Origin of the sequence: Agrobacterium bohemicum, assembly GCF_001562555.1 — a bacterium.
GTDB lineage: Bacteria > Pseudomonadota > Alphaproteobacteria > Rhizobiales > Rhizobiaceae > Agrobacterium > Agrobacterium bohemicum.
The window spans coordinates 59,157-85,182 of record NZ_KQ961035.1 but is presented as its reverse complement, the minus strand read 5'-3'; the positions used below and the strand labels follow the sequence as shown (position 1 = coordinate 85,182).

Sequence of the window (26,026 nt, the reverse complement as noted above, 5' to 3'; positions counted from 1 at the left end):
TTCCCTCAATACCCCGGACGGAGTTCAACCGCATGTTTGACACCAAGATCGCAATCGTTATCCGCGATGACCTCGCAACCTGGCAGAAGCTGAACGTCACCGCTTTCCTGACGAGCGGCATCGTTGCCCAGACACCAACCCTCATCGGCGAACCATATCGGGATGCGGCTGGTCATGTCTATAATCCAATGACGGTCCAGCCGATCGTGGTTCTGGCGGCGGATCAGGAGACGCTGCGTAATATCCTTAAGCGAGCTCTCGACCGAGACGTTAAAACTTCCGCCTATATTGAGGAAATGTTTGCGACAGGTCACGACGCCGCCAACAGGGAGATGTTCGCTAAATTCGGCCCAGACGAAGCGAAACTGGTAGGTCTCGCTCTTCGAGCTGACAAGAAAGCAGTAGACAAGATCATAAAGGGAGCAAAAATGCACCTTTGAGAACATCGCTGTTATAAATTCGGGGCAATATAATCTCGCAACATCCGTGAAATGTGGCCATGTGCCTCATGATGCCTAGCTTAATTCCTGCCGGCCGGGTCGCAGGCCATGTCGGATACTCCAAAAGTGATTACGGTAACCGCCTGGCTATATTTGTTTTACGGCGCTGGGAGCGCAGTTTGAGCGACCTTAGGTGCAGGCAGGGTGATCATGACTGCCCTCAGCGTCATCACGATCGTCGGGCTCACCACTGCCGGATCGAATTATTCAAGACCAAACAACGACAGATGATCTCAGCGAACGAAAATAAGGGTGGTGCACATACGGGTTCAGCTCTCATTGGATTGACAAGCTTTAAAAGCAGCTGCGGAAAAGGCGGATTACCAATCCATTCAAATTTGCGATTCAAGGAGTTTTGCAAGGGAAGATTAATCACTCACCAGGTAATAATCGGACCTTGACCGTAAGGATGGAAGATGCCGAACCAATGTAGTGGATGCCGTGATGGCGAAGCTTTCGAATTGCCGTTCTCGATGGCATTCCAGCCAATAGTAGATGTCAACAGTGGCACCATATTCGCACACGAGGCACTTGTACGGGGCCTTGCTGGCGAGGGTGCAGGGTCCATTCTAAATCAGGTCAAGGATGACAATCGCTATGCTTTCGACCAGCAATGTCGGGTCAAGGCGATCGAGTTAGCGTCCAAGCTCTACGATCCGAATGACAACGTGAAACTGTCGATCAATTTTATGCCGAACGCCGTCTACGAGCCCCGCGCCTGTATACGTTTGACGCTCGCCACAGCAATGAAAACCGGCTTTCCGGTCGATCGCATCATATTTGAGTTCACCGAAAGTGAGCAACTTGACACAAAGCATGTCCTAAACATTCTTCGCACCTATCGGGATATGGGCTTCAAAACCGCCATCGATGATTTTGGCGCCGGATACGCGGGACTGGCTCTGCTCACGCACTTCCAGCCCGACATCGTCAAGTTGGACATGGAGATGATCCGGGGCATCGATATCGATCGCGTCAAACGGACAATCGTCAAACATACACTGGGGATGCTTGAAGAACTATCGATCGTGCCACTATGTGAAGGTGTGGAAACGGTGGAAGAACTGAAGGTCCTTCGTGATCTTGGCGTATCGCTTATTCAAGGCTATGTATTTGCCAAACCCCGTTTCGAGGGACTGGCTGTCCCGACCAAGACGCAAGACCTTTTGGCAAAAGCTGCATGATTTTGGATACGTATCCATTCTAGAGCTTTCGATGTACCCGCTTGCTGCGGACGGCACCACCACTTCAGTCCATTTTCAACTGTGCAAACCATGTAGCGTATGGAGTATTCTTCGCCAAATATCGGTTGAAATCCGGCGCCCCATCATCCCACCAGACAGGACCGCGTTCGCCGAGCGCAACCTTTGCCGCATCCACTCTTTTGCGTGCTTCTGCCATTGCTGGTGAAGATGTCTTTTCGTCCCGAACGGTCCTCCGAGCTGCCATCAGTTCCTGCACCAATGCCGTATGTGTGATCTCGTCCAGACCAGGGTTACTTCGACGCCACAACCTTCCTCTGACGACAAAATATCGACCATCGTCCGTGTTCAGATACTTCTCACTCATTTGAATCCAAGTGTCCCTTGCGCTGGCTCCGAATCCTGAGACGGTTTGCCTTCACGACGACGGGCCAGTTCAGTCTGTGCGCTGAAGCGCACGTCCAAATCCCGATCAGTAATGAACGCGTTGAGCATTTCGGTGCTGATACGATCCCAGGATTTTCCGCGATCTGATCCTGCAGGTACGCGCGGCAGAAGACCCGGCTCGGTGCTCCATGCAAGGCAATCGTCAAGCGAGGTTTCGTTCAACATGTCTCGGAGATGATGAGCCGTAACATAGGCGTCTGGCATGGCTCTATGCGCGGGTAACCCGACCTCGTGCACCAGCCCGGTTGGCATTCGTTGATAACGCAGCATCTGGTTGGAAAATCGGGGAAGCATTGGCCAGACACGCAAGGCGCATTTCCAGGTGCAAATCCAGGGCGTTCCGCCTGTAAACCGCGGCGTGCAGTATCTTTGCTCGAAGGCCGCTCGATGCGCTGCCAAGGCATCAATGTGGCCAAGTGGACGAAGAACAGTCGATGCTATTTCCTTCCAGTACGGCGCATTCGCAACATCGGTATCCAGGATGTGATGGATGGCCATGGTGTCGGGTGAAATCGGGCGACCCGGGTTCACGAACAGTGCACCGCGCTCGCCGCTAACCTCCCACTTTCCAGACCCGTCGATGACGACATCCTGCCAGCCGATCTCGCAAACGTCGTGTGGACCATTGCCTCCCGTTTCGAGATCGATGACGCGTACTCTGGCTTCGGACACTTCGATGCTACCTTCCTTTGAAATTCAGTATTGGTAAGCGAAATCGACGCCGGATAGTTCCTGAAACTGGAAGCGTGGCGGTTGGCGGGTGCTGGATTGTCTTTAGGCTTTGAGGTTGAGCCTGAATTACCTGCTCCGCCGGCGTTGTCTTCTGTAGCCATCTACCTAGCGTTTACTTTTGCCATGCAGCTCTGACGGCAAGCGCGAAATGTATTCAGTGCGCGCACCAGTTCCAACCTAGCCCGCTCACCGACGGGTTTTGTTTATGGCTTAAGGCTTCCTATCTGGGATGATTAACCAGAACAGTTGGACGAGATCCCGCCACGTCCGCATCATGTCGTCGAGGGCCGACGTGATCTGGAGGTACGCGTAGATCGCAAACAGTGTGAAAGCCAGCAATACCAGCCACGGCCATATCGGGCGCTTGCGCCTCGGTTTGTTTTCGATCTTGTTCAATGCCGCGCCTGCTTTTTTTCTTCCTGCAAGATTTCATATTCAGCTTGTTGGAGCGCCACCTCAATTAGATATGCAAGCGTGTCTCGCCTTGCTGCCCGAGCAGATTCATGCGCCACCTTAAGCGCTATAAGCGCATTTTTTACATCTTCCATCTTTATCCGACCCACTTCCCGTTTCAATGCCAAAGTGAATTATCCGGCTTTACCGTCTAAACACGATGACAAGGTATTGATATCAAGACGCTTGTCATGATGGCACGTTCGGAACCGGAAAACGCTATCAGATAGGCTAGCTGAAGAGCGGGGGCATACAAGGTACTAGACTTCTGCAGCAGGAGCCGTGCCCTGTTTGGCGCGGATGGCTGCAGCGGTCGAGGCGGCTCGCGCCGTCCCGGTCATCACTGCCAACCTGCACCGAAGGAGTTGCGAACTCGATCCCGTTCTCCTTGAACGCCTCACGGATCATGAGGTTGGCGCGGCGGCGGATCATCGACTGAAGGCCGCTCGGGCGCAGCATCATGCCGAAGCTCAGCACCATGCCGGAGTCACCGAACTCCTCGACCCCCTTCATTTTCAGGGGCTCGATAAACAGGACCGAAAATTCTGGTTCGTCAGCGAGGGCGGCTCCGATCTTCTTGGTGAGCTTTCTGGCCTTTTCAACGTCCGCATCGTAGCTGACGGAAATGCGGAACTTCACGATGCCCCAGTCACCACTCTGAACGGCGCCAAGTTCTCCGAACGATACCGTGTATACCGGGCCGCGGTGGTGACGCAAGCGTACCGAGCGAAGGCTGAATCCTTCCACTGTTCCCTTGTAGCTTTTCACCTGGATGTACTCTCCAACCCGGTACGCATCGTCGAGCATGTAGAAGATCCCGGCGATCACGTCCTTCACCAGCGTCTGCGAGCCAAAGCCAAGCCCCACTCCAAGGATTCCAGCACCCGCGATCAGCGGTCCGATTTCGACGCTCAGTTCCGAGAGGACGATCAGACCAGCAACGACCGCGACCCCAACAGCGAGGACGTTGCGGAAGATCGGCAGCAGGGTCCGAAGTCGTGCCTGGCGGACCGCCTGCGATGCATCGGGGATTTGCTCGCCAGGCCCAGGAGTTTTTATTGATCCATGACTTCGCCCGGTGCCCTGCCAGGTCAGTGGCGGATCAACCCAGAACGCAGCCGTACTGCGCTGGCGCAATTCTTCGGGAGACCGTGGCTTCGTCGCCGCAGGCAAAGGTGGCGACATCTATGCCGGACGACACGGGAACGTCTATCGTCGCGAAAACGGCGAGTGGCAGAAGCACACGCCCGACGGATGGTACCCCGTCGACCGTCCCTCGACAGACGGCCTCAAGAACGCGGGCGAACGCGTTCATCGGCAGAAAGTCGATCTTCGTAGCTGGCAACTCCGATGGCGACTACGAGATGCTGCGCTGGTCACCGCAGCCAAGGGTCACGGTTTCGCGATGATCGTCCATGTTCGGCACGCCCCAGCTTCTACGGTTCCCGCTTCCCATCGCGACGTCACCGTATGTTCCGTCGGGCTACGTGACGGGCTTCCCTGACCACGGGTTGAGCGCCCTCGCTTTGTCTGAGACAACGGCAACTTCTATTGTGGGCTCTCTGGTTGGTTCGTTGTGCAGACAATTGCGCCCAGTAAGTCTAGGATGCCGAGATGAGCCGATTCAATGACATCGAAGCAGCCCTGCTGAGCAGAATGCGCGCATTAAAAGCGAAGCCGGAAAAGACGATCAATTTTTTGGACCTCTGTTTACCTCTGGGCGACGCTGGCTTCACTCGAAATGAGATCATGGAGGTGTTGAGTGCCTTGGAACAGGAAAAGATCATCGCGTTCTCGCCGGGGAACAGGCTGCTGATCCTCAAGAAGCTGCCTGTTTAACGGCCTCTGTAGAAGTTCAGATGCAGCAAAGGCTCGACCTCAACAGACATGTTGGTCGATCATCGGTGTCATCGCAGCCACAGCCTCCAAAGCAGCAAAAGCACAGAGAGGTCGCTGCGGCAGAGACCGTGGACAAACCGCAGACCTCCAGAACCGAGTTAAGTCGCGAGCCACTCATATAGGCTGGCAACGCCGAAAAGCGCAAATTCCTTGGGCTCGGGACGGCTGCGGAGAGAACATGGTCCGTGAGCCCCAATGCGTGGAGGAAGCGCAGCAAGACCGGAAGGTGCGAGAACCAGGTCCCAAGAGAGTTGCCTTTGGGGCTCTCGAAGTTGTTCGCCGAGTAAGTCTGTACTTCGATGTTTGTGAGCTGGGATAAGAGGGCGCAACAACAGCCGCAGACAACGTCATCGTAATGTTGGTCAAGAACTGCGGAACGTCACCATCTCTCGCTGAGTTTCTGAGTTGCAACTCGCCGACCAAGGCCGAGGCAGACCAGGAGAGCAAGGGATGAGACATAAGGAAAAGGCACCTTCCAATCAGGCAGATGGCATCGATGCTAGGCCAACCTTTCTCAGTGACCGCCAGCGGGCAGAGGTATCGCTGTCGCTCCCTAAGGATTCAGGCCTCACTGCAAAGGCTGAGATATCAAACGGGGGATTGCTGTCGATTGCGGTGTTGGTATCCAGCATCCTCCTGTCAACCGCAGTCCTCGTTCATGTCGCCACGCGCGATGCATCGCGCCCCAAGCGCTGGTGATGTGGGATTTCTTCGCGATCCGAACGAGTTCGCTCCGATGCGTCCGCGTCACGGGCCACTCCGCCAACAGAGCGGCTCCGGATCGGGAACATTCGCGGAATCGGTTGGTTACTAGGCTTCCACATTAACGAGGAGAAGAATTTATGGTCACCATGGTTGGTAACGAAGGAAGCATCGAGAAGCTGGTCAAGGATCTGCTCTATCTCGAACATGATGCTATCGCTGCATATGACTCCTGTATCGAACGGCTTGACGACAAGTCGCTGGCTGCGAAGATTGATGAATTCAAGCAGGATCATCTCCAGCACGTGGCTGTTCTCAACGAGATCGCTTTAGAGATCGGTATCGAACCTCCTGCGGAAGGCGACATGAAGCAGATGCTGACGACGGGTAAGATCGCTCTTGCAGATCTCTTCGGTGATTCCGCTACCCTCAAAGCCATGAAGACGAACGAGGATGACACGGTAACCGCATACGAGCGTGCGTCAAAACACGAGGACGCCATTCCGAGCACGAAAGCATTCTTCCTGACCGCCCATCAGGACGAGCTTCGACACCGCGCGTGGATGGAAACGACCGCAAAGTCGATGTAACCTTGAAAAATACGTGGGCGGTATTCATTTAGGGACTACCACCCACATGTCGGTAGCCTGCAGCAACCATGATGGTTGCGCGTTTGCTGTCGCGGGTGACGAGGGCGCCCCCATGATGGGTTGAGCGCCCTCCGTTTGTTTCAAACCGAGATCAAATGTCAGCATCGTACCTTATCGTCTTTCTGCACGGCATCGGCGCGTCCGGCCAGCAGCTCGCACCTTTGGCATCGTCGTGGAGTGCTCGGCTGCCCACAGCGGTATTCGCGACTCCGGATGCGCCATATCGTAATGGGTACGGCGGCCATCTGTGGTTCAAAGTTGATGGCATGCAGCTAGATCCTGGTCGAATACGCGAGGCACGAGAGGGTTTCGACCGGAAGATCCGCGACGTGATCACACAGGAAGGCTTCGAAAACCGACTTCATGACATTGCATTCGTGGGTGTGTCACAAGGCGCAATCATGGTTTTGGATGGTGTCGCGTCTGGCCGTTGGAGCGTAGGCGCTGTGGTCGCGTTCTCGGGCCTTATGCCTCCCACATCCATCTTGCCAGAAAGCAACCGGACCCCTGTGCTCCTTGTACATGGTGCCGATGACCGCACTATACCATCTGTCGCTTCAACGATGGCGGCCGGACAGTTACGAGCGGCCGGGTTCTCGGTGGAACTGGAGATCGAGCCTGGAGTGGGGCACACGATCTCAATGAGTGGGGCGGACACTGCGGCGCGATTTCTTCAGAATGCCTTATCTTGATAACGGCAGTCGCTGACACCTCTGTTTTTTGGATGTATGCGAAACTAATGATCAAGTCAGCCTGATTTCCGGCTCTTGAGCTCGTCTGCGACCGACTTGCGCAGCGCGTCCATGATGTTGATCACGTTGGACTTTGGCTCGGCGGCTTCTAATTTCTTGCCCTTCGAGGCTTTCTTATGTTTGAGTGCTTTCTTCTTTTCGGCGATCAACTTGAGCAAGCTTTCCTGAATGGGGTCGCTTACCATGTTCGGCGACCACCTTGCCGTCTTCTGCTTGATCAGCTTTTGGGCAAGCGGGATCAGATCAGGGTCGTCGTCTATATCTTCCAAATACGTCTCTTCGGGGCCGAACCTCGTCGCCGAAGCGAAGCGACCACAGACGATGCCACCGTCGCGCGGCTCGAGGACGATCACCTTTTCACGAGGCCCGATGATGAGCTTCGAGATGCTTACGCCTTGTCGGTGACGGCGAAGGCCTCGTAACCCACCGCGTCGTCCGGCGTAAGGTAGTAGGGCTTCTCCAGGTAGACCCATTCTATGGATTCAGCCGGAGCGAATTTCTGGATATCTATTGTGTTGACCGTGTCGAGCGCAACGTTGCAGAGGTCGTCGTCCGTGAGTATGACGTAGTCGTTCTCACCATGCGCATATCCCTTCGCATCGTTCTCGTCCTTGACAGGTCTGCCTGTCACGGGTCGATGTATTGCGACACGACGCGACTGCCCGTTTCCTTGTTGAGCGTTTGGAAACGGACCTTTTCCGATTCTAACGTTGCGGGCATCATGTGCACCGGACAGGTGACCAGCGACAGTTTCAAATAGCCTTTGCAGTATAGTCGAGGTGCCATGATACGTCTCCATATTCGGCCTTGCGCTGTTGCGCAGTCTTGGAAGACGTGAACTTCGCCGCCCCACGTGTTGCGCGCTGCTTGCTCGCTCCGGCATTCGCGTTAGCCGCCGTTCGTTTCGGCTTCTCAGCAGCCTTCATCAAGCCAGCGCTCTCGCGAAGCGCGGCAAGCAGATCGTTTGGCTTAGAGGCCTCGACCTTCTTGCGCTTCGGCAACGCCTTGCCCTCGATCTTGCTCTTCACCAGTAGCCTTGCCGACCGCAATTTCATTTTGCGCATATGGGGTGTCGAGTTCGCGGGTATGACTCGTTCATCAGTCAGGTTGCCCATGGTCGTAAGCCGGAGACGTCAACTTGTGGCCGAGGGGACAGGAACTGTCGCGCTGGCAGAGCGGTGCTGGAGACGACAGCCCGACGCATCCCATTTTCGGCCAGTCGACCGCGAGCACCACAAGGGGCCAAGTGGGCGTGCTGCCGTTCGAAGGGCCCGGTATTCTAAAACAGATTAGCGCCCTTTAGGCTATCGAGGACAGTCCCTTAGTGTCCCGCATCGGTGATTGGCCGAACAGACGACCGTATTCTCGCGTGAATTGAGGCACGCTCTCATATCCCACCGTGAAAGCAGCCATGCTTGCCGACGCACCCTCGGACATCATCAGTCTGCGGGCTTCGATAAGACGAAGATGTTTCTGAAACTGAAGCGGAGACAGAGAGGTTACGTCCCGGAAATGACGGTGAAAAGAGGATATTCCCATCCCGGAGATCGATGCCAAACGTTCCACGGCGATTGCCTCGGCGAATTCGTTGCGCAGTACTGCGACGGCGCGGGCCACCCGTTCGACGTGGCTTCCGATCATGCCGAGACGGCGGATCGCGTCACCGTGGCTCCCAGCCAGCAACCAATAGTGCATCTCGCGCATCAGTTGTTTCTGAAGCACGGGACGAGATGAGGGACGCTCAAGCAAGCGCATAAGCCGCAAGGCTGCGTCTGATACTTCCTCGTCCGTGGGGCCGACCTTCACGGGTACTTGGTCTCCCACCAGAACGACACGCATTTCCACGGCAAGCTCGGCAATGATGGCAGGGTCGAGCTCCATCACCAGCGAGTAATAAGGTGAGGCGATGCTGGCACGGGTGATTTGGCTCACAGTCGGCACGTTGGCTGTGATCAAGAGCGTGTCTCCGGCTGCAAACGCATATTGTTGCGTTCCCATCGTCACCTGCTTTGCGCCCTGCAAGACAAGACAGACCAGCGGTCGCGATATGTCGTGAACAAGGCCGCTGCGTGCCGTTGCTCTGACGGTTGACAGGCCGGCGATCGGCGTTGGAGCAATGCCGACCGGGGTGGCATTTGCGTCGGCATACCGGCGGACTGTATCGAATAGCGTTTCCATGTGGCGACCATATGCCATCCACTCTGCTGCCGCCTAGTCCTGTTGGAGGATTAGGCAAGACTTGGCGATTTTTTGGCAACACCGCGTCCTTGTTCGCAGCGATAAATCGTTCACGCCACAATAAAGTGGCCGCCACGAAGGACACATATCATGACCAAGATTACCCTCATCACCGGCAGTAGCCGTGGTCTCGGACGCAATACTGCCCTCAGCGTTGCACGTGGCGGCGGTGATGTTATCGTCACCTATCACAGCCGCTCGGACGATGCCGACACTGTCGTCGCAGAAATCAACGCCATCGGCCGCAAGGCGGTTGCTCTTCAGCTCGACGCTGGCAATGTAGCCACATTCGACGCATTTGCGGGAACGCTGCGCGCCACGCTTGTCAATGTCTGGCAGCGCGACAGCTTCGATGCGCTCGTCAACAACGCCGGTCACGGCGACTACGCGCTCATAAGCGACACCACGGAAGAGCAGTTCGATCGCCTCGTTGATGTCCACTTCAAGGGTGTCTTCTTCTTGACGCAGAAGCTGTTGCCGCTGCTGGCCGACGGGGGTCGTATCGTCAACCTGTCCTCCGGCCTGACCCGCGTTTCGGCTCCCGGCTGGTCCGCTTATTCTGCAGTGAAGGGTGCGGTCGAGGTTCTCAGCATCTATATGGCCAAGGAACTTGGCAGCCGTGGCATCGCGGTCAACACGGTCGCTCCCGGCGCTATCGAAACCGATTTCTTCGGCGGTGCCGTGCGCGACACACCTGCCTTCAACAAGCTCTTTGCTGACATGACGGCGCTCGGCCGTGTCGGGGTTGCCGATGACATCGGCCCGATGATTGCCAGCCTCCTTAAAGAAAGCAATCGCTGGATCAATGCCCAGCGCATCGAGGTGTCGGGCGGCCAAGGTATCTGATAGCCGAACCCGCATCTGGCCCACACGTCCATGCGTTTCTCATGACGAGCGGCGAAGGAGCCTCCGATCCTTAGAATGGTAATTCACTTTCTCGGGGAGGAGCCTTCGACCCTTCGCGAGGACAACTCGCGAAGGGCGATGACCGATCTCTGGCTAGAGTGCCACGATATGCCCAAACGCCATTCATACGCGCTACGCTCTTGAAAAACGCATCCGTCCATTGACGATGATGCCTCATGTCCGCTCCACTCTCGTCCCCAGAGCCTCGACCGAAGTATCTGAGAAGCTCCGTATTGGTTGCACGTGTATGGGCTTATGGTGTGGGACGAGGTTCGTCTATTGCCAACATGGACGGCCAACGAGGGAGCTCTGCCGCTCGAACTTCTGTCAGGCAGCGAAGCTTACGATACTTGGTTCCGTGCCAAGGTGCTGGAAGCGCTCAATGACACTCGGCCGGATATGTCGGATGATGAAGTTAGGGGCCATTTTCAGGAGCGCCGAGCGGCGACGCGGTTTAAAGCGGTGGCGCGAAAGTCGTGAAGATTATGTGGTTTGCGTTTGCCTCGTCGGATCGCGACGCAGCGGCCCGTCGTCTGATAGAGTTTCCAGAAAATGGGCCTTGGGCAGAATTGCTGGGACGCGCGAATTGGTGATCAACGGTACGCCTTACGTCGCAACGTAGGCGATAACGGAAGCTGCGGTTCCTATTCTACGCGTACTTCACGATGCTCAGGAGGGGCCCGAAAAATTTCCAGCCAGTTACCTTGGAACTGAGTTCAATGGCAGCCTCACGCGCTGGAAAGAGGTTCAAGACGCGGTACTCGGCCAACACATTCATGCCTGGCGCTCGGGGCGCGCTCGCGCTGCATGTTCCACATCCTTATCTTTCGCCCTTAGCCGTTGAAGGGTCGGTCGCAATGCCACGTTACATGAAGTCTCCTCACTGTCCGGTGATTTGGCATTTTAACTATTATCGAGACGTGCCTGTTCCCGAAGCCGCCAGACGCGGGGTGGTTCGCCAGCCCGGCTCACGAAGAAGCGGGAGAAATAGGCCGGATCGGCAAAGCCCAGATGAGCTGCGACCTCGCTGACGGGCGCTGTTGAAAACAGCAGTTGCGCCTTTGCCTGCTCCATCAGTTTTTCCGCAATCAGGTCGTGTGCCGTGCATCCCAGTGCCGAGCGAACGATGCGATTGAGATGGGTGAGCGACACGTCCAACGCTTCCGCATAGAAGGCGACCGGCTTATGGGCGCGGAAATGCTGGTGGATAAGCGCGCGAAGCGCGTCGATGCGACGTCGCTTGTCTGCGGCGAATGGTGGTCTTGCATCCTGCGCAGATGAAATTCGCGTCAGCAGTTGTAATGTCGAAGAGATGTAAGCGGCCATAAGGTTGCCGCGACCGGGGCGACGATTGTTGAACTCATCCTCAAGCCGCGTCAGTGTCTGCGCTACATAGGCCCCGTCGGCCTGACCGATGTCGAGCCGCGTGACCTGCGGTACCAAAAGCAGTCCGCCGTGTTCGACATGCCCGTGGCCCAGATGTGTATTGAGAATCGTCAGAACGAAGCCCTTCACATCGCGCGAGAAGCGAAATCCGTGATTGAAACCGGCTGGTACGCTGACGACGGAGGACGGGGGAATCGGTACAATCCGATCGTCGAGTACCGCGTCGCCGGACCCGCTTTTGAGGTACAATATCTGAAAGAAGGAGTCATGTCGGTGAAGCCGGATTTCCCAGGCATGACGGCTGCTCCGAGACTCAATCGTTTCGCAATGCACCCAGAAATCAGGCTCTTTGCGCGTATTCTCGCCGTAGAGCATATATGTGGGAACGGACTGCATCACATTTGCCTCCAATCTGAATGTTCAGATTGTGCAAGCATCCGGCTGATATGTCCATTGCCGACACGGTCGAAGCTCATCACACTTGAAACATCAACTGCAATCGGGAGGAAAGCATTGAGAACCCAGGTTGCCATCATCGGTTCAGGTCCATCCGGACTTCTGCTCGGTCAGCTTCTGAGTGAGGCAGGCATCGATAACGTCATTCTCGATCGTGTGTCGAAAGAGTATATTCTCGGCCGTGTGCGCGCTGGCGTGCTGGAAGAAGGCACGGTCGAACTTCTCGACAAGGCAAAAGCCGGTGCTCGGATGCATGCTGAAGGGCTTCCACATGACGGTTTTTCGCTCGCATTCGATGGCCGCGACCACCGGATCGACCTAGCGAAACTCACGGGCGGCAAGCGCGTTATGGTATACGGCCAGACCGAGGTTACCCGCGACCTGATGGATTGTCGCGAAGCTGGCGGGGCGTTAACTATCTATGACGCCTCCAAGGTGCAACTGCACGGTTTCGAAACGGCGTCTCCGTCCGTAAGCTACGAAAAGGACGGCACGACCCACCGGCTGGATTGTGACTTCATCGCCGGATGCGATGGCTTCCACGGTGCAAGCCGTAAGGCGGTGCCACCGGACGCAATCAAGATATTCGAAAAGATCTATCCCTTCGGGTGGCTGGGTGTTCTGGCCGATGTCGCGCCGGTCAGCCATGAACTGGTCTATGCAAACCATCCGCGGGGATTCGCGCTCTGTTCCATGCGCTCCGAAACCCGCAGCCGCTATTATCTCCAGTGTCCCTTGGACGAAAAGATCGAAGATTGGAGCGACGACCGGTTCTGGGATGAATTGAGGCGCCGCCTTCCGGTCCATCACGCGCAAGCACTGCTGACCGCTCCATCCTTCGAAAAATCGATTGCACCACTGCGATCCTTCGTTGCTGAACCAATGCGGTTCGGTACTCTGTTTCTTGTGGGAGACGCGGCCCATATCGTGCCGCCTACCGGCGCAAAGGGCCTGAACCTTGCCGCCAGCGACGTGCACTATCTCTTCAATGGCTTGAGAGAGCATTTCAGTGATCATTCGGACGCTGGACTTGATACCTACTCGGAAAAGGCTCTTGCCAGAGCGTGGAAGGCCGTGCGGTTTTCATGGTGGATGACCACCATGATGCATCGTTTTCCCGGTACGGGCGATTTCGACCAAAAAATCCAGGAAGCCGAACTCGATTATCTCACGCATTCGCAAGCAGCATCCACAGCTCTCGCCGAAAATTATGTGGGTCTGCCGTACTGACCGACTGTCGATATGGTGTGCAGACCAGAGTTACGCGTTAAAAATGCAATTTGAAACGGTGCAAAGCCAGGGAGGTGCGCACCACAAAGGGAGGAATAAATCATGAGGAAAATCATTATCGCGGCCATTGCGGCCGTGGCACTCAGCGGCACGGCTTATGCAGAGGTTATCAAGATTGGGGTGGTAGGGCCGTTCTCAGGTCCGTTTGCCTTGCAGGGAAAGAACTTCAAAGCCGGGATCGATGCGTATATGGCGATCAATGGCAACAAGATCGGCGATGACACGGTCGAGATCATCTATCGCGATGTGCCGCAGGCAGATCCGGCCCAGTCCAAGGCGCTTGGCCAGGAACTGGTCGTCAAGGAGAAGGTGCAATATCTCGCCGGGTTCTACTTCACCCCGGATGCCATGGCGGTGACACCCATACTGAAGCAGGCAAAGGTGCCGATGGTCATCATGAATGCCGCGACCTCTGCGATCATGAAGACCAGCCCGCTTGTCGTACGCACGTCCTTCACCACCTGGCAGACGTCTACCCCTATTGCGACCGTGGCTTTCGAGGCTGGCGTCAAGAAGATGATCTCCGTGGTCAGCGATTACGGTCCGGGCATCGACGCAGAAAATGCGTTTAAAGCGGGCTTCGTGAAGGCTGGCGGCGAGGTCGTACAGTCCATCCGCATGCCGCTCACCACCAATGATTTCAGCCCGATCATGCAGCGCATCAAGGATTCTGGCGCAGACGGCGTCTTCGCCTTCCTTCCATCCGGCCCAACCACGCTTGGCTTCGTCAAGGCCTATAACGACAACGGCCTGAAAACCGCTGGCGTGAGGTTCTTCGCGCCCGGTGACTTGACGCAGGAATCCGATCTGCCGGCGCTCGGTGATGCGGCACTCGGAATCCAGACCACGTTCCACTACGCGGTTTCGCATGACTCGCCAGAAAACAAGGCGTTCGTCGAAGCGGCCACCAAGGCGATCGGCAACAAGGCGGAGCTTTCCTTCCCAGCAGTCGGCGCGTTCGATGGTATGCATGTCATTTACAAGATGATCGAGGCGACCGGCGGCAAGCAAGACGCGGAAAAGGCTGTCGAAGCCGTCAAGGGATTATCTTGGACCAGCCCGCGCGGACCTGTATCGATCGATCCGGAAAGCCGGCACATTACCCAGAACATTTACCTTCGCGAAGTCGTGAAGGCTGACGACGGCACGTATATGAACAAGGAAATCCGCACCTTCGAAAAGCAGGGCGATCCAGGCCTTGCAGCCGTGAAGTAAGCCTCAAGAAAAACCTCGAAGCATCGGTGGGTCCATGACCCGCCGATTTGAGCAGGATTAATTCATGCAGACAGTCTTCAGCATAGCCATTGATGCCCTTGCCTATGGCATGGTGCTGTTCGTCATTTCCATCGGCCTTTCGGTGACGATGGGATTGATGCGCGTCGTCAATCTGGCACATGGCGCCTTCGCCATGATCGGCGGTTACATCGCGTCCTATGTGGCGCGCGATCTCGGTCTCGGATATTCCGTCGCAGTGATAGCGGCTGTCGTGCTTACGATCATCATCGCCATCCCGATCGAGCGGTTTCTCTACCGCCGCATCTATGGCGCCCCTGAATTAACGCAGGTTCTGATGACGATTGGCATCACCTTTTGTGTCATCGGCATTGCCAACTATGTCATGGGACCGACGCTGAAGACCATCCCGCTGGCTGGCCCGCTGCAAGGTGCCGCCGACCTCGGCTTTCGTAGCATTTCCGTCCACCGTCTCTTTGCTATCGTCTGCGGCCTCGTCGTGGCGCTCGGTCTTTGGTTTGCAATCGAAAGGACCAATTTCGGGGTCAAGGTACGGGCGTCTGTGGATGACGCCGCTATGGCCGCCGCACTTGGTGTCCGCACCGAGATCATTTACGCCATGAGCTTCGCCATCGCGGTGGGTCTCGCAGCATTCGGCGGGGTCGTCGGTGCGGAGCTTTTGCCGGTCGAGCCCTATTATGCGCTTCGCTATATGGTGACGTTCCTTGTCGTCGTCTCCGTAGGCGGTGCAGGATCCATTCCCGGCGCACTCGCGGCCTGTCTGCTGTTGGGCGCGATCGACACGACCGGGCGCTACCTGATGCCGGAATTCGGCGAGTTCTTCTTCTACCTCGCGGTGATCGCGATCATCTGCGTGTTTCCGCGCGGCCTTGCCGGAAGAGCGAAATGATGAAGGAGACTGTTGCAATGACCTCCAACGTGAACAACGACATCTTCCTAGGCGCCAAAACACGCAGCGCTCTGGTGCGCGACCTGATCGGCATCACCGTGATCGTGGTTGCGGCCGTAATCGGCTATCTGCTGTTCCCAGACAATCTGGCGCTGCTCACGCGTATCCTCGCGATCGCGTTTCTCGTGCTGGCGCTCGATCTCGTTACCGGATATTGCGGCGTAGCAACACTTGGCCATGCCGCGCTGTTTGGATCGGGTGCTTATGCCGCCGGTATCCTTTCAGCCCATTACGGTATCAATGATCCGTTACTGATGACATTGGCCGGTCTCGTCGGCGGTGCCGTTTCCGGCCTGCTTTGCGGTGCGATCATGCTCCGCGCCCACGGATTGCCGCAACTCGTCTTGTCGATCGCACTTATCCACCTGTTTCACGAGCTTGCCAACAAGATGTCATCCTGGACCGGGGGGAGTGACGGGCTTGCGGGCATCGCACCCGACCCTGTTTTCGGCATGTTCGAGTTCGACCTCTACGGTCAGACGGGCTATGTTTTCGGTGTGGTCCTTCTGTTGATCGTATTTGTTCTTCTGAGGATACTCGTTCGCTCGCCTTTCGGTATGCTCAGCCGCGGTGTTCGCCAGGATACTCTGCGAATACGCGCGATGGGCGCGTCTCCTAGCTCCGTACTGATCAGGATGTATGTCATCTCAGGCGCTGTGGCGGGGCTCGGCGGTGCGTTGAATGCCATCTCGACGCAGGTCGTTGCGCTCGATACGCTATCCTTCACGCAGTCAGCGGAGGCGCTGGTCATGCTGGTGCTTGGCGGGACCGGGTCGCTGTTCGGTGCCTTGACTGGAACGCTGATCTTCATGCTGTTTGAGGATTACGTTTCGGCCGCTAACCCCTTTCACTGGCTGACGATGGTCGGCGCGTTGCTCATCGCCGTCGTCCTGTTCGCCCCGAAGGGGCTTTACGGAACTGCCGCCAACTACGTTTCGCGTCGCAGGGAGGCGAAGCCATGAGCGCGGTTTTCGAGGTCAACAATCTTAAAAAGACGTTTGGTGGCCTGACGGTCACCGACAACGTTTCGCTTTCCATGATGCCGGGCGACCGTGTCGCCCTGATCGGACCGAATGGCGCGGGTAAGACCACCTTCGTCAATCTCGTCACTGGCAATCTGCAGCCGAACTCGGGAGATGTTCGACTCAATGGTGAGACCGTTACGAAAATTGGCCCGACGGGCCGCGTCAGGCGTGGTCTCGTGCGCTCCTTTCAGGTCACCCGGCTCTTCCAGGACATGACGCCTGCCGAACATGTGGCGCTTGCAGTGCTGCAGCGTGACGGCCACGCGACCCGCTTGTTCGGCAATTTTCTGACGATGCCCGATGTCATGGCTGAAGTCTCGGCACTGCTCGGAAAGCTCGGTCTCGCCGATCTTGCGCACCGCCGGGTCAGTGAGATTGCCTACGGACAGCAGCGCCTGCTGGAACTTGCCATGGCACTCGCGTTAAAACCGAAAGTCCTGCTTCTCGACGAACCGGCCGCCGGCGTGCCGCAAAGTGACACCGGCCGTATCGAACATGCCCTTGCGGACTTGCCCGCAGATCTCGCGGTGCTGATGATCGAGCACGACATGGATCTGGTCTTCCGGTTTGCAAAACGGGTCATCGTTCTGGCGGCGGGAGCCGTCATCTTTGACGGCCTGCCAGTCGATGTCACCAAGGATGCCCGCGTGCGGGAAGCGTATCTAGGGAGCTATGCCGATGCCAGCCACATCGCTTGAGGTCGAAAACCTCTCCGCCGGATACGGCCAGACGAAGGTGCTGGAAAACGTCTCCTTCTCCGTTCCTGCTGGCCAGCGCTTTGCCGTGCTTGGCCGAAACGGTATGGGCAAAACGACCTTGCTCGCCACATTCGCCGGCCAGACCAAACGATACGACGGACGCATCCGGCTTGGCGGCACGGACATCACGACGTCACCGAGCGCTTCGAGAGCTCATGCGGGCCTCGGTTATGTGCCGCAGGCGCGTTGCGTGTTTCCGACGCTCACTGTCGAGGAAAACCTGTTCGTTGGCCTGAAAGGACGGCCGAAATCGGCGTTGGAAGAGGCTTACCAGATGTTTCCGCGCCTCAAGGAGCGGCGTCGCAATCTTGGCAACCAGTTGTCGGGGGGCGAGCAGCAAATGTTGTCCACCGCCCGCTCCATCCTCGGCCGCCCGTCAGTTCTCCTGCTGGACGAACCGCTGGAAGGGCTGGCTCCGGTCATTTGCGAGGAACTGATGCTGGCCTTCACCGATCTTGCCAAGACGGGCGACATGACGATCCTTCTGGTCGAACAACGCATCCAGAGCGCGCTGGACTTCGCCGAGCAGGTGATCATTCTCGAACGCGGCAGGTTGGCCTGGAGCGGAACGCCAAAGGCGCTTGCCGGGGAGCATGACACGGTGGAGCGACTTCTTGGAGTCGGTGGGCTTTTGAGCGAGGAGGCCTAGGCGTCCCTATTTGGCGCGAGGCGATATCCCGTGGCGATGTATGGACTGGTCAGCTTGCCAGCGCCTTGGACGTCGCGGATTCCACCGAGAAGCTGCTCCCGCTCGTATTCGTCGCGGGCCAACAACTGCCAATTGGCCACCATATGGAAAAACGCGTGACTGACCGCCGTAAGGTGACTGCAGAACTGCTCGATTGATTTGACCTGATCTGGAGACGGCGAGAAGTCGCCGTCTCCAGATTGGAGCCTGCTCACCTGCATCGCACAGATGATCAACACTATCAGTAAACAATTCTTGCTTTAACGAGCCTTACTAGGCAGCGCGCATCTTTCCCTTCCCACTTGTCCACTCAGGCAACCAGTCGCGATGTGCAACGAGCAGTTCGTCGACCAGTGACCAAATCTGATCGAGGTCCAGTTCAGCCGCAGTATGCGGGTCCAGCATGGCCGCGTGGAAAATATGTTCCCTGTTCTCGGTCATCAGTGCAGCGACGGTCAGTTCCTGCACGTTGATGTTGGTGCGCATCAGTGCCGTCAGTTGCGGTGGGAGGTCGCCAATGAAGGTTGGCTGAATGCCGTTGTGGTCGACAAGGCAGGGTACCTCTGCCGCACAGTTGGCTGGCAGCGACGTGATGCAGCCATTATTGCGCAGGTTGCCATAGATGACCGACGGCTCACCGGTCCATACCGAGTTGATAATCGATGACGCATATTCCTTCGACTTCTTGACCTCTATCTTATCTGCAGAACGGTAGGTCGTGGTTTGGCCCCTCCACTTTTCGATCTGTTCAATGCAGCGTTTTGGGTACTCATCCAGAGGAATGCCGAACTTTTTTATAAGATCGTCGCGCCCTTCCTTGATAAAATAGGGCGTGTACTCAGCAAAATGCTCGGAGCTCTCGGTCACGAAGTAGCCAAGCCGGGTCAGCATCTCATAACGCACCTTGTTGACGCATCGTGGATTCCAGCCGGGTTTCGGTGCGCGGCCTTCGCGGTAGGCGCGAAAAAGGTCCGGATAGAGATTACGGTAGCTGCCGTCTGGCTGGCGATGTTCAAATTCCAGAAAGAATGCCATGTGGTTGATACCGGCAGAGCGATAGCGAATCTCGTCGTAGGGAATTTCAAGGTCTTCTGCCAATTCCATGGCCGTTCCCTGCACAGAATGGCAAAGCCCGACCTGACGGATTGTCGGGTATTTTTCAGCAATCGCCCAGGTATTGATCGCCATCGGATTTACATATTGCAGCATGATCGCATGGGGGCAGACGGCAAGCATGTCCTCGCAAATCTTCCATAAATGCGGCACGGTACGTAAGCCGCGCATGATACCGCCCACACCGAGCGTATCTGCAATGGTCTGTCGCAGGCCATATTTCTTGGGCAGTTCAAAGTCTGTTACCGTGCAAGGCTCGTACCCGCCGATCTGGAATGCGACAACGACAAAATCCGCGCCGCTGAGCGCCTTGCGTTGATCTGTATGGGTTTCAACGGTCGCTTTTGCGCCCAACGTTGAAATCAGCTTGTTGGCGACAATTGCGCTTTCTTCCAACCGTTGCGGGTTGATGTCCATGAGTGCAATCTTCGCACCGGAAAGAGCAGGGCGTTGAAGCACATCGCCGATGATGTTTTTCATAAACACCGTTGATCCAGCGCCGATAAAGGTGATCCTTGGGTCTTTTGTCATCTCTGTCTCCGATAGCAATTCAGGCGATTTCGAATGCGGCTTTAACGAGCCGTTGCGTGTAGGCGGTCTGGGGATTTGCCAGTACGTCTTCCACTGGTCCTTCCTCCACAATCCGACCGTTTTGCATGACGATGACGCGATGGCAGAGTGCGCGCACCACTTTCAGATCATGCGAGATAAACAGGTAACTCAGGCCTTTCTCATCCTGTAGCTTGCGCAGCAGGGCGATGATCTGGGACTGAACCGAAAGGTCGAGCGCCGATGTCGGTTCATCCAGCAGGATGAATTCCGGCTCTAGCGCAATGGCACGTGCAATCGCGATTCGCTGGCGCTGGCCGCCAGAAAACTCATGAGGAAAACGTGAGAGAATATTGGTTGGCATTCCGGAGGCGTTCAGCGCATCGCAGACCCGCTCCAGCCGCTCCGCCTTGTTCGCTCCCAACCCGTTGACGACAAGTCCTTCCTCGATGATCTGGCCGATGGTCATACGAGGATTGAGAGATGAAAATGGGTCCTGAAACACAACTTGCATGCGCGACCGTAAGGGGCGCATTTGCGCACGTGATTTTCCATGGATCGGTTCATTGTCAAACAGAATGCGACCACCCTCGGGTTCATTCAGCCGGAGCAATGATTGTCCGAAGGTCGTCTTTCCCGACCCTGACTCTCCCACAATCCCAAGCGTTTCGTGTCTGCGCAGCGTCAACCCTAGGCTATCGACAGCAATAAGTTCCCTCAGTTGCGGTTTGAACAAACCGCCATGGCGCAACATGAAGGACACGCGCACGTCATTAGCTTCCAGCAACATTGTGGAGCCGGAGGGCAGGGGGTGAGCGTGTCCTTGTGGCTCGGAATTGAGAAGCTTCTTTGTGTAGGCGTGCCGCGGGTTGGTGAAGATCTCTTCCGTGGTATTGTGCTCCCGCACCTCGCCATGCTGCATGACGTAAACATAATCGGAAAATTTCCGAACGATGGTCAGATCGTGCGTGATGAGAACGACGGCCATGCCGCGTGCTTGCTGTAACTCTCTAACGAGGTTGAGGATTTGTGCCTGCACCGTCACATCCAATGCCGTCGTTGGCTCGTCAGCAATCAGGACGTCAGGGTCGTTCGACAAGGCCATCGCGATCATCACACGTTGACGCTGGCCGCCGGATAGTTGATGCGGATATTGCTTCAGCCGCGCTTCCGGATCTGGAATATGAACTTGTTTGAGCAGTTCCAGCGCACGCGCTTCAGCTTGCTTGCGGCCCATTCTGTTGTGAACGCGGATTGCTTCAACGATTTGGCTACCAATTGTGTAGATCGGGTTGAGCGAACTCATCGGCTCTTGAAAGATCATCGCCAGACGGTTGCCACGCATTGCCCTGCGTGCCCGCTCCGGTAACTTTAGAATGTTTTTGCCGTCATAAGACACAGAGGCTGCACTTGAAACGACAGCACGTTTCGACAAAAGTCCCATGACGGTCCGCGCCGTGACGGATTTTCCGGAACCAGATTCCCCGACGATGGCGATGGTTTCGCCGCGATAGAGTTGGAAGGATACGCCTTTAACAGCATCTACGGTGCCGTGCTCGACTTTGAAATTGACCGCGATATTGCGCGCATCGATGATAGGCGCATCCTGGCGTGATGCATGGTCGAAGCGTTCATCAGGCGCGAAAGATGCCAACGAGGACGTAACCATTCCAGTCTCCTCTCTCAATAGGGATCAACAGCATCGCGTAGGCCGTCGCCCAGCGCGTTGAAGGCAAAGACAGTCACAAGGACGAAACCGACGGGCGCCAATATCCACGGATACGAACCGATGACCGAATAGGTTGCCGTATCCTGCAACATCAGTCCCCACGAAATCAGTGGAGGTTTGACGGCAAAACCAAGGAAGCCAAGGAAGGATTCCAGGAGGACGACACTTGGAATATGCAGCGTAACGGCAACGATGACGTGGCTCATCACATTGGGCAGAATGTGCTGAAAGATGATGCGCCGGTCTGTCGCGCCGATCGCCATGGCGGCCCGTACATAATCGATCCGCGCAAGCGCCATTGTTTTACCACGGACTTCACGGGACATCTGTGCCCAGCCAAGCGCCGACATAACAACCACGACGAAGGTCAGAAACACGTTTGTCGGGGCGGTGACAGGAATGAGCGATGTCAGCGCCAGATACAGCGGCAATTGCGGGAAAGCGAGGACGATGTCGACAAAGCGCTGTACCCACGCATCCACCGCGCCGCCGAAATAGCCAGATATCAAGCCGACACTGGTGCCGATGACGGTCACGATAAAAACGACGCTCAGCGCGATGGCGAGAGAAATCCGCGAGCCGTGAATGGCGCGCGACAAGACATCGCGGCCAAACTTGTCCGTTCCCAGAAAATGGACCGTTTGGCCGTCCACAGAACCGAAGAAATGACGCTCCGTGGGAAACAGGCCGAAGAGATTGTACGGCGCACCTTTGACGAAAAAACCGAGATAATGTGGGTTATCGTAATTCGGTCCGACGATGGGCTGGAATGTGACCGGGTCGAGCTCTTCCGTTTCTGCCATCGCATAGACGCGCGGCCAGATGCTGAAAGTCCCATCTTTTTCCTTGAAGCTGATGCTTTGTGGGGGGGTGAAACTGGCCCCGGTTTCTCTTGGATCTGCAGGCGCAAAAAAATCGGCGAAGATGGCGATGAGGATGAGGAGAACGACAAGTGCCAAGCCGACCATGCCAGTGAAGGAGCGCCGTAATCGGCGCCAGACCAGTGCCGTATACGTTTCGTTTGCACGCTGTTCTGCAACGTTGATGACCTGTTCCTGGCTCGTTGAACTATGCACGGCAACCATCTCACGCCCTCCCTATTTCGCGCACACGCGGATCGAGAAGAGCGAGCAAGATATCTGCGATGATGTTCCCAATAATGAGAGTCGCGGCAAGCACCATCATGAAGGTGGCGGTGACGTAGACATCGCCCACGGCCATGGAGCCAACAATGGCGGGACCAACGGTTGGCAGCGCGAAGATGATGGCCGTTTCAATTTCGCCGGTCAGCATATAGGGCAACACGACACCCTGATACATGACGAGCGGATGCAGCGCGTTTGGCACGGCGTGGCGCATAATGACCGCGCCTTCCGACAGCCCCTTGGCGCGCGCCGTTTCGACATATTGCGCATTAAGCGTATCCAGCAGATTGCCGCGCATCACGCGCATGTTGTAGGCCAGCCCTCCGAAGGTGGCAATGGCAACAACCGGCCAGACATGGCTAACCAGATCAACGAACTTTGCCCAGGACCAAGGCGCACCACCATATTGGGGTGAAAAGAAACTACCGATTTCAGCGACGTTGAAGTGGAAGACCATCAGGTAGACCATGATCAACGCCATCAGAAAGCGAGGGATCGTCATGCCCAGAAATGCGATGGCAGACAGGATATTATCGACCCACGAATATTGCCGTGTCGCAGCCAATACCCCGAAGGTGATGCCAAGTATCGACGCCAGGAGATGGCAGACGAGTGCTAAAAGCAGCGTCCGCGGCAGGCGTTCGCCGACGACCTCCGCTACCGGCTTGTTGTAGTAAAAGCTGTAACCAAAGTCACCGCGGGTAACGATTCCGCCAATCCAGTTGAAATATTGTACCACGATAGGCTTATCGAGACCGTGTTCGACCCGGTACGCCTGCGCCTGCGCTTGGGCCTGTTCAAACGACGCACCACCCTGATTCATCAGCTGTGAGCGAATATAGTCCGCATAGTCGCCAGGCGGCGCCTGGATGATAGCGAATGTCACGATACTGAGGATCAGCATCACGGGTATGGCTGAGCCGAGGCGAACAAAAAAGAACCTGAGCATAATAAAATATCTCCCTGCATTGCGGGCCCGGCTTATGATCGGTTCCGCCTTTTCTCCCGCCGGCCGCGCTTCACGCGCGACCGGTCATGGTGTCTCCGGGAGGGAGCTAGTTGATGGGGCCTTTATCACCGGGCTTGCCGGGCAGTTGTTGGGGAAATAGCTCGTATTTGCCCTGTTTATTGGTCGCGACCCAAAGGCGTTCGCGCATGACAGCGTCTTCCGCCCAGTTGAACATGAAGATCGGTGTTCCCTGCGGTACATTAGAGAAACGCTTGTTGATGATCAGCGCTCCGGGATACTCGGTCAGGCCAATCGTATAGAGGTTCTGTGTGTAGACCTTCTGATATTGCTTCATCAGAGCGGCCCGCTCGGCATTATCCTGAGAGGCAATGAAGCGGTTGACGAGATCGACCATTTCTTTTTCAAAAGGCATCATGTCGACTTGCTTGCCTTCCGGCGCGCGGTGGTTCCAACTGGTGCGCGGACCAACCGGTGCAAGCTGCTCGGTGTTTTGCACCACAGAAGCGAGTTCGGTCGTATTGCGGCGAACCAGCCAATCGAACCGGCCGCCATAATGCGCGGCATCTCGCTGGTTGCCATCGAGAGAATTAAGTACCACGCGCAGACCTAACTTTGCCATCTGGCCAACCAGACCTTCTGCAAGGCTCTTGTCTGTCGTGTAGGTATTGTTGACGAGCAGAACGATCTTGACGTTTTTGCCGCCAGCCGTGCCTGCCGGGAAGTTCACGAACCCATCGCCGTCCGTGTCCTTCAGCCCAATCTTTGCGAGAGCGGCCTTTGCGCCTTCAAGGTCGTAGGGATAATAGACAGTCGAGTTGCGGTCGTAAAAGCTGGTGCCGGATGAAATGCCCCCGGGATAAATCGCGGTAAACGGACCTTTGACCAGCGAATCGCCGACAGCCTTGCGATCAATAGCCGACGTCACTGCCTCACGGAAATCCTGATTGCGGTTCAGTTCACGAATGGCCTGTTCCCGTTCGTCGGGCGAACCCCAGCCATTGGCTGAGAAGTTCATTTGTAGGTTATAGCCGATCAGACGCGGGCCAAAGGCAAGTCTTGCCGGCGCGTTTTCGTCGGCAGCACGCTTGAGCGCAGCCACGAAGTTTTCCGGCTGTTCCAGGTTGGAGAAATCGCCAGATCCGGCCACAGCCTGCACATCGCGATCAGCCCAAGTGGAAAGCTTGTAGTGAATTTCATCGACATAGGGCAGTTGCTGGCCCTTTTCATCGACTTTCCAGTAATAAGGGTTGCGACGCAGGACGATTAGGTCATCCGGTCGGTATGACACCGGCGCCCACGCACCCATGACCGGCATGTTCATATATTCGGGCGGGAAGGCATTCTTGAACTGATTATAGGTGTTTTTCGAATATTTAGGGTGTTGCGGCTTTAGAATATGTGCTGGCCCCGGGCAGAAGTTCGGATAGGCCATTGTATAGAGATACTGCTTAGGAAAGGCGCTCTTGAACGTCCATTCGACCGTGTAATCATCGATCTTGGTAAGGGTCGTACCCTCTCCAAAAGCTTCCGGCGACGCACCCCCACCAAGCGGCGACACATTTGGGTCTATCACACCATCTTCCCAGTAAAACATGATGTCTTCTGCTGTGAAGGGTACCCCATCAGACCATTTGGCGCCTTTGATCAAGTGCATCGTCAGCTTGTGACCATCCTGCGACCACTCCCAGCTTTTAGCTAGATTGGGCAGCGGCTCTGTGTCTTTGGCATCTACCTGAAACAATGGTGCGGTGCGTGTCAGGCATTCCGACAACGCTATATCGATGCCGCCCCAGCCCTGTGTCTGGCCGGCCATGTAATTCCAGCCTTCGGGACGTCCACCAACGACGTGGCGCAGAGTATCGCCGTAAACACCTGTCCCATCCGGCATATTTCCCGTCTTGTAGACCAATGGTTCGTCCGGCAGTCTGTCTTTGAGCGGTGGGAGCTTGCCGGTCTTTTCGAATTTTTCAGAGACCCAATCAGGCTCCGAGTAGTTGGGTAACGCCTTGAACTCCAAAATGGAGTCACGCTCCACATATTTTATCTTTCCTTCGGCGGGAAATTTCGCTGGTTCAGGTGGTGCCGATGTTTGAAATGCATGCGCATTCAGTGCGATCAGCGAAACGCCGAAAGCAAGGCAAGCACTCAAGAAATTCCTGTGTGGATGTTGCATCGTTATCTCCTCCCAATGGCGCGACCAGGCACGCCTGTCCCTTTGCTTCCCGGAAAACGG

Annotated in this window: 25 protein-coding genes and 5 pseudogenes; 15 read left to right on the top strand and 15 right to left on the bottom strand. The window is 56.2% G+C overall.

Annotated features, from left to right (window positions below):
* Positions 1 to 32: 32 nt before the first annotated feature.
* Both ATO67_RS19280 and ATO67_RS19275 read left to right on the top strand, forming a co-directional pair.
* Positions 33 to 440, top strand: coding sequence for a DUF2000 family protein (locus ATO67_RS19280; RefSeq protein ID WP_067652977.1), 408 nt, complete (start codon positions 33 to 35; stop codon positions 438 to 440).
* Positions 441 to 916: 476 nt separating this feature from the next.
* Positions 917 to 1,684 carry an EAL domain-containing protein gene (locus ATO67_RS19275; protein WP_067652975.1) on the top strand — a complete coding sequence of 256 codons (768 nt, stop codon included), beginning with the start codon at positions 917 to 919 and terminating at the stop codon, positions 1,682 to 1,684.
* 64 nt (positions 1,685 to 1,748) lie between these two features.
* Here ATO67_RS19275 and ATO67_RS19270 read toward each other — a convergent pair whose 3' ends face one another.
* The 5 genes and pseudogenes from ATO67_RS19270 to ATO67_RS23315 all read right to left on the bottom strand — a co-directional run bounded on the left by ATO67_RS19270 (position 1,749) and on the right by ATO67_RS23315 (position 4,649).
* Entirely contained in the window at positions 1,749 to 2,069 is a 321-nt protein-coding gene (locus ATO67_RS19270) for a hypothetical protein (RefSeq protein ID WP_067652973.1), read from the bottom strand.
* Positions 2,066 to 2,821 carry an exonuclease domain-containing protein gene (locus ATO67_RS19265; RefSeq protein ID WP_082760337.1) on the bottom strand — a complete coding sequence of 252 codons (756 nt, stop codon included), beginning with the start codon at positions 2,819 to 2,821 and terminating at the stop codon, positions 2,066 to 2,068. The genes ATO67_RS19270 and ATO67_RS19265 overlap by 4 nt, the downstream gene beginning before the upstream one ends.
* Before the next feature lie 452 nt (positions 2,822 to 3,273).
* A complete protein-coding gene (locus ATO67_RS19255; protein WP_158667377.1) occupies positions 3,274 to 3,429 on the bottom strand; it encodes a hypothetical protein in 156 nt (51 codons plus the stop codon).
* 165 nt (positions 3,430 to 3,594) lie between these two features.
* Positions 3,595 to 4,342, bottom strand: a pseudogene (locus ATO67_RS19250) (mechanosensitive ion channel family protein); the annotation flags it as partial.
* Positions 4,343 to 4,436: 94 nt separating this feature from the next.
* Complete coding sequence (locus tag ATO67_RS23315) at positions 4,437 to 4,649, bottom strand: hypothetical protein (protein WP_170063822.1); 213 nt, start codon at positions 4,647 to 4,649, stop codon at positions 4,437 to 4,439.
* Here ATO67_RS23315 and ATO67_RS23545 point away from each other — a divergent pair.
* The 5 genes and pseudogenes from ATO67_RS23545 to ATO67_RS19225 all read left to right on the top strand — a co-directional run.
* Positions 4,639 to 4,751 (top strand): annotated as a pseudogene (locus tag ATO67_RS23545) (haloacid dehalogenase-like hydrolase); the annotation flags it as partial. The gene ATO67_RS23315 and the pseudogene ATO67_RS23545 overlap by 11 nt on opposite strands.
* A 197-nt stretch (positions 4,752 to 4,948) precedes the next feature.
* On the top strand, positions 4,949 to 5,173 hold the full coding sequence (locus tag ATO67_RS19240) for a hypothetical protein (RefSeq protein WP_067652963.1): 225 nt from the start codon (positions 4,949 to 4,951) through the stop codon (positions 5,171 to 5,173).
* 510 nt (positions 5,174 to 5,683) lie between these two features.
* Positions 5,684 to 5,932 (top strand): hypothetical protein, encoded by a 249-nt coding sequence (locus ATO67_RS19235; protein WP_067652961.1) that lies wholly within the window; start codon positions 5,684 to 5,686, stop codon positions 5,930 to 5,932.
* A gap of 143 nt (positions 5,933 to 6,075) precedes the next feature.
* On the top strand, positions 6,076 to 6,525 hold the full coding sequence (locus tag ATO67_RS19230; RefSeq protein WP_067652959.1) for a DUF892 family protein: 450 nt from the start codon (positions 6,076 to 6,078) through the stop codon (positions 6,523 to 6,525).
* Between the two features lie 155 nt (positions 6,526 to 6,680).
* On the top strand, positions 6,681 to 7,277 hold the full coding sequence (locus tag ATO67_RS19225; protein ID WP_067652957.1) for an alpha/beta hydrolase: 597 nt from the start codon (positions 6,681 to 6,683) through the stop codon (positions 7,275 to 7,277).
* Between the two features lie 56 nt (positions 7,278 to 7,333).
* Here ATO67_RS19225 and ku read toward each other — a convergent pair.
* From ku to ATO67_RS19210, 3 genes and pseudogenes are all read right to left on the bottom strand, one after another.
* A pseudogene (ku, locus tag ATO67_RS19220) lies at positions 7,334 to 8,123 on the bottom strand (non-homologous end joining protein Ku).
* Positions 8,090 to 8,368 (bottom strand): annotated as a pseudogene (locus ATO67_RS19215) (hypothetical protein); the annotation flags it as partial. The pseudogenes ATO67_RS19215 and ku, both read right to left, overlap by 34 nt.
* 268 nt (positions 8,369 to 8,636) lie before the next feature.
* Complete coding sequence (locus tag ATO67_RS19210; protein WP_067653133.1) at positions 8,637 to 9,515, bottom strand: AraC family transcriptional regulator; 879 nt, start codon at positions 9,513 to 9,515, stop codon at positions 8,637 to 8,639.
* A gap of 150 nt (positions 9,516 to 9,665) precedes the next feature.
* Between ATO67_RS19210 and ATO67_RS19205 the strand changes: the two genes are divergently transcribed.
* Both ATO67_RS19205 and ATO67_RS19200 read left to right on the top strand, forming a co-directional pair.
* Positions 9,666 to 10,421 carry an SDR family NAD(P)-dependent oxidoreductase gene (locus ATO67_RS19205; protein WP_067652953.1) on the top strand — a complete coding sequence of 252 codons (756 nt, stop codon included), beginning with the start codon at positions 9,666 to 9,668 and terminating at the stop codon, positions 10,419 to 10,421.
* A gap of 297 nt (positions 10,422 to 10,718) precedes the next feature.
* Positions 10,719 to 10,961, top strand: a pseudogene (locus ATO67_RS19200) (antitoxin PaaA2 family protein); the annotation flags it as partial.
* 423 nt (positions 10,962 to 11,384) lie between these two features.
* Here the strand turns inward: ATO67_RS19200 and ATO67_RS19195 are convergent.
* Positions 11,385 to 12,266, bottom strand: coding sequence for a helix-turn-helix domain-containing protein (locus ATO67_RS19195; protein WP_067653130.1), 882 nt, complete (start codon positions 12,264 to 12,266; stop codon positions 11,385 to 11,387).
* Between the two features lie 114 nt (positions 12,267 to 12,380).
* Here ATO67_RS19195 and pobA point away from each other — a divergent pair, with 114 nt between their 5' ends.
* The 6 genes from pobA to ATO67_RS19165 all read left to right on the top strand — a co-directional run bounded on the left by pobA (position 12,381) and on the right by ATO67_RS19165 (position 18,248).
* Positions 12,381 to 13,553, top strand: coding sequence for a 4-hydroxybenzoate 3-monooxygenase (gene pobA, locus ATO67_RS19190; RefSeq protein WP_067652950.1), 1,173 nt, complete (start codon positions 12,381 to 12,383; stop codon positions 13,551 to 13,553).
* A 102-nt stretch (positions 13,554 to 13,655) separates the two neighbouring features.
* On the top strand, positions 13,656 to 14,828 hold the full coding sequence (locus ATO67_RS19185) for an ABC transporter substrate-binding protein (protein ID WP_067652948.1): 1,173 nt from the start codon (positions 13,656 to 13,658) through the stop codon (positions 14,826 to 14,828).
* A 64-nt stretch (positions 14,829 to 14,892) separates the two neighbouring features.
* Entirely contained in the window at positions 14,893 to 15,756 is an 864-nt protein-coding gene (locus ATO67_RS19180) for a branched-chain amino acid ABC transporter permease (RefSeq protein ID WP_067652946.1), read from the top strand.
* Positions 15,757 to 15,773: 17 nt separating this feature from the next.
* Positions 15,774 to 16,778, top strand: coding sequence for a branched-chain amino acid ABC transporter permease (locus ATO67_RS19175; protein ID WP_067653128.1), 1,005 nt, complete (start codon positions 15,774 to 15,776; stop codon positions 16,776 to 16,778).
* Positions 16,775 to 17,539 carry an ABC transporter ATP-binding protein gene (locus ATO67_RS19170; RefSeq protein WP_067652944.1) on the top strand — a complete coding sequence of 255 codons (765 nt, stop codon included), beginning with the start codon at positions 16,775 to 16,777 and terminating at the stop codon, positions 17,537 to 17,539. The genes ATO67_RS19175 and ATO67_RS19170 overlap by 4 nt, the downstream gene beginning before the upstream one ends.
* Positions 17,520 to 18,248, top strand: a complete 729-nt coding sequence (locus ATO67_RS19165; RefSeq protein WP_067653126.1) for an ABC transporter ATP-binding protein — start codon at positions 17,520 to 17,522, stop codon at positions 18,246 to 18,248. The genes ATO67_RS19170 and ATO67_RS19165 overlap by 20 nt, the downstream gene beginning before the upstream one ends.
* Here the strand turns inward: ATO67_RS19165 and ATO67_RS19160 are convergent.
* The 6 genes from ATO67_RS19160 to ATO67_RS19135 form a co-directional block, all read right to left on the bottom strand.
* Entirely contained in the window at positions 18,245 to 18,502 is a 258-nt protein-coding gene (locus tag ATO67_RS19160) for a hypothetical protein (RefSeq protein WP_157940917.1), read from the bottom strand. The genes ATO67_RS19165 and ATO67_RS19160 overlap by 4 nt on opposite strands.
* 58 nt (positions 18,503 to 18,560) lie before the next feature.
* Positions 18,561 to 19,931 carry an alpha-glucosidase/alpha-galactosidase gene (gene melA, locus ATO67_RS19155; protein WP_067652940.1) on the bottom strand — a complete coding sequence of 457 codons (1,371 nt, stop codon included), beginning with the start codon at positions 19,929 to 19,931 and terminating at the stop codon, positions 18,561 to 18,563.
* Between the two features lie 19 nt (positions 19,932 to 19,950).
* On the bottom strand, positions 19,951 to 21,618 hold the full coding sequence (locus tag ATO67_RS19150) for an ABC transporter ATP-binding protein (protein ID WP_067652938.1): 1,668 nt from the start codon (positions 21,616 to 21,618) through the stop codon (positions 19,951 to 19,953).
* Between the two features lie 14 nt (positions 21,619 to 21,632).
* A complete protein-coding gene (locus tag ATO67_RS19145) occupies positions 21,633 to 22,763 on the bottom strand; it encodes an ABC transporter permease (protein WP_067652936.1) in 1,131 nt (376 codons plus the stop codon).
* A gap of 1 nt (position 22,764) precedes the next feature.
* Positions 22,765 to 23,772 (bottom strand): ABC transporter permease, encoded by a 1,008-nt coding sequence (locus ATO67_RS19140; RefSeq protein WP_067652934.1) that lies wholly within the window; start codon positions 23,770 to 23,772, stop codon positions 22,765 to 22,767.
* A 106-nt stretch (positions 23,773 to 23,878) separates the two neighbouring features.
* Complete coding sequence (locus tag ATO67_RS19135; protein WP_067652932.1) at positions 23,879 to 25,966, bottom strand: ABC transporter substrate-binding protein; 2,088 nt, start codon at positions 25,964 to 25,966, stop codon at positions 23,879 to 23,881.
* Positions 25,967 to 26,026 lie beyond the last annotated feature (60 nt).

Excerpts from the sequence above, each read along its gene's own strand:
- ATO67_RS19210 (WP_067653133.1), bottom strand. The coding sequence starts at position 9,515 with ATGGAAACGCTATTCGATACAGTCCGCCGGTATGCCGACGCAAATGCC.
- ATO67_RS19135 (WP_067652932.1), bottom strand. The coding sequence starts at position 25,966 with ATGCAACATCCACACAGGAATTTCTTGAGTGCTTGCCTTGCTTTCGGC.
- ATO67_RS19170 (WP_067652944.1), top strand. The coding sequence starts at position 16,775 with ATGAGCGCGGTTTTCGAGGTCAACAATCTTAAAAAGACGTTTGGTGGC.
- ATO67_RS19175 (WP_067653128.1), top strand. The coding sequence starts at position 15,774 with ATGACCTCCAACGTGAACAACGACATCTTCCTAGGCGCCAAAACACGC.
- ATO67_RS19235 (WP_067652961.1), top strand. The coding sequence starts at position 5,684 with ATGAGACATAAGGAAAAGGCACCTTCCAATCAGGCAGATGGCATCGAT.
- ATO67_RS19225 (WP_067652957.1), top strand. The coding sequence starts at position 6,681 with ATGTCAGCATCGTACCTTATCGTCTTTCTGCACGGCATCGGCGCGTCC.
- ATO67_RS19240 (WP_067652963.1), top strand. The coding sequence starts at position 4,949 with ATGAGCCGATTCAATGACATCGAAGCAGCCCTGCTGAGCAGAATGCGC.
- ATO67_RS19185 (WP_067652948.1), top strand. The coding sequence starts at position 13,656 with ATGAGGAAAATCATTATCGCGGCCATTGCGGCCGTGGCACTCAGCGGC.
- ATO67_RS19205 (WP_067652953.1), top strand. The coding sequence starts at position 9,666 with ATGACCAAGATTACCCTCATCACCGGCAGTAGCCGTGGTCTCGGACGC.
- ATO67_RS19140 (WP_067652934.1), bottom strand. The coding sequence starts at position 23,772 with ATGCTCAGGTTCTTTTTTGTTCGCCTCGGCTCAGCCATACCCGTGATG.
- melA (WP_067652940.1), bottom strand. The coding sequence starts at position 19,931 with ATGACAAAAGACCCAAGGATCACCTTTATCGGCGCTGGATCAACGGTG.
- ATO67_RS19230 (WP_067652959.1), top strand. The coding sequence starts at position 6,076 with ATGGTCACCATGGTTGGTAACGAAGGAAGCATCGAGAAGCTGGTCAAG.
- ATO67_RS23315 (WP_170063822.1), bottom strand. The coding sequence starts at position 4,649 with ATGAACGCGTTCGCCCGCGTTCTTGAGGCCGTCTGTCGAGGGACGGTC.
- ATO67_RS19145 (WP_067652936.1), bottom strand. The coding sequence starts at position 22,763 with ATGGTTGCCGTGCATAGTTCAACGAGCCAGGAACAGGTCATCAACGTT.
- ATO67_RS19165 (WP_067653126.1), top strand. The coding sequence starts at position 17,520 with ATGCCAGCCACATCGCTTGAGGTCGAAAACCTCTCCGCCGGATACGGC.
- ATO67_RS19270 (WP_067652973.1), bottom strand. The coding sequence starts at position 2,069 with ATGAGTGAGAAGTATCTGAACACGGACGATGGTCGATATTTTGTCGTC.
- ATO67_RS19150 (WP_067652938.1), bottom strand. The coding sequence starts at position 21,618 with ATGGTTACGTCCTCGTTGGCATCTTTCGCGCCTGATGAACGCTTCGAC.
- ATO67_RS19275 (WP_067652975.1), top strand. The coding sequence starts at position 917 with ATGCCGAACCAATGTAGTGGATGCCGTGATGGCGAAGCTTTCGAATTG.
- ATO67_RS19180 (WP_067652946.1), top strand. The coding sequence starts at position 14,893 with ATGCAGACAGTCTTCAGCATAGCCATTGATGCCCTTGCCTATGGCATG.
- ATO67_RS19255 (WP_158667377.1), bottom strand. The coding sequence starts at position 3,429 with ATGGAAGATGTAAAAAATGCGCTTATAGCGCTTAAGGTGGCGCATGAA.
- ATO67_RS19280 (WP_067652977.1), top strand. The coding sequence starts at position 33 with ATGTTTGACACCAAGATCGCAATCGTTATCCGCGATGACCTCGCAACC.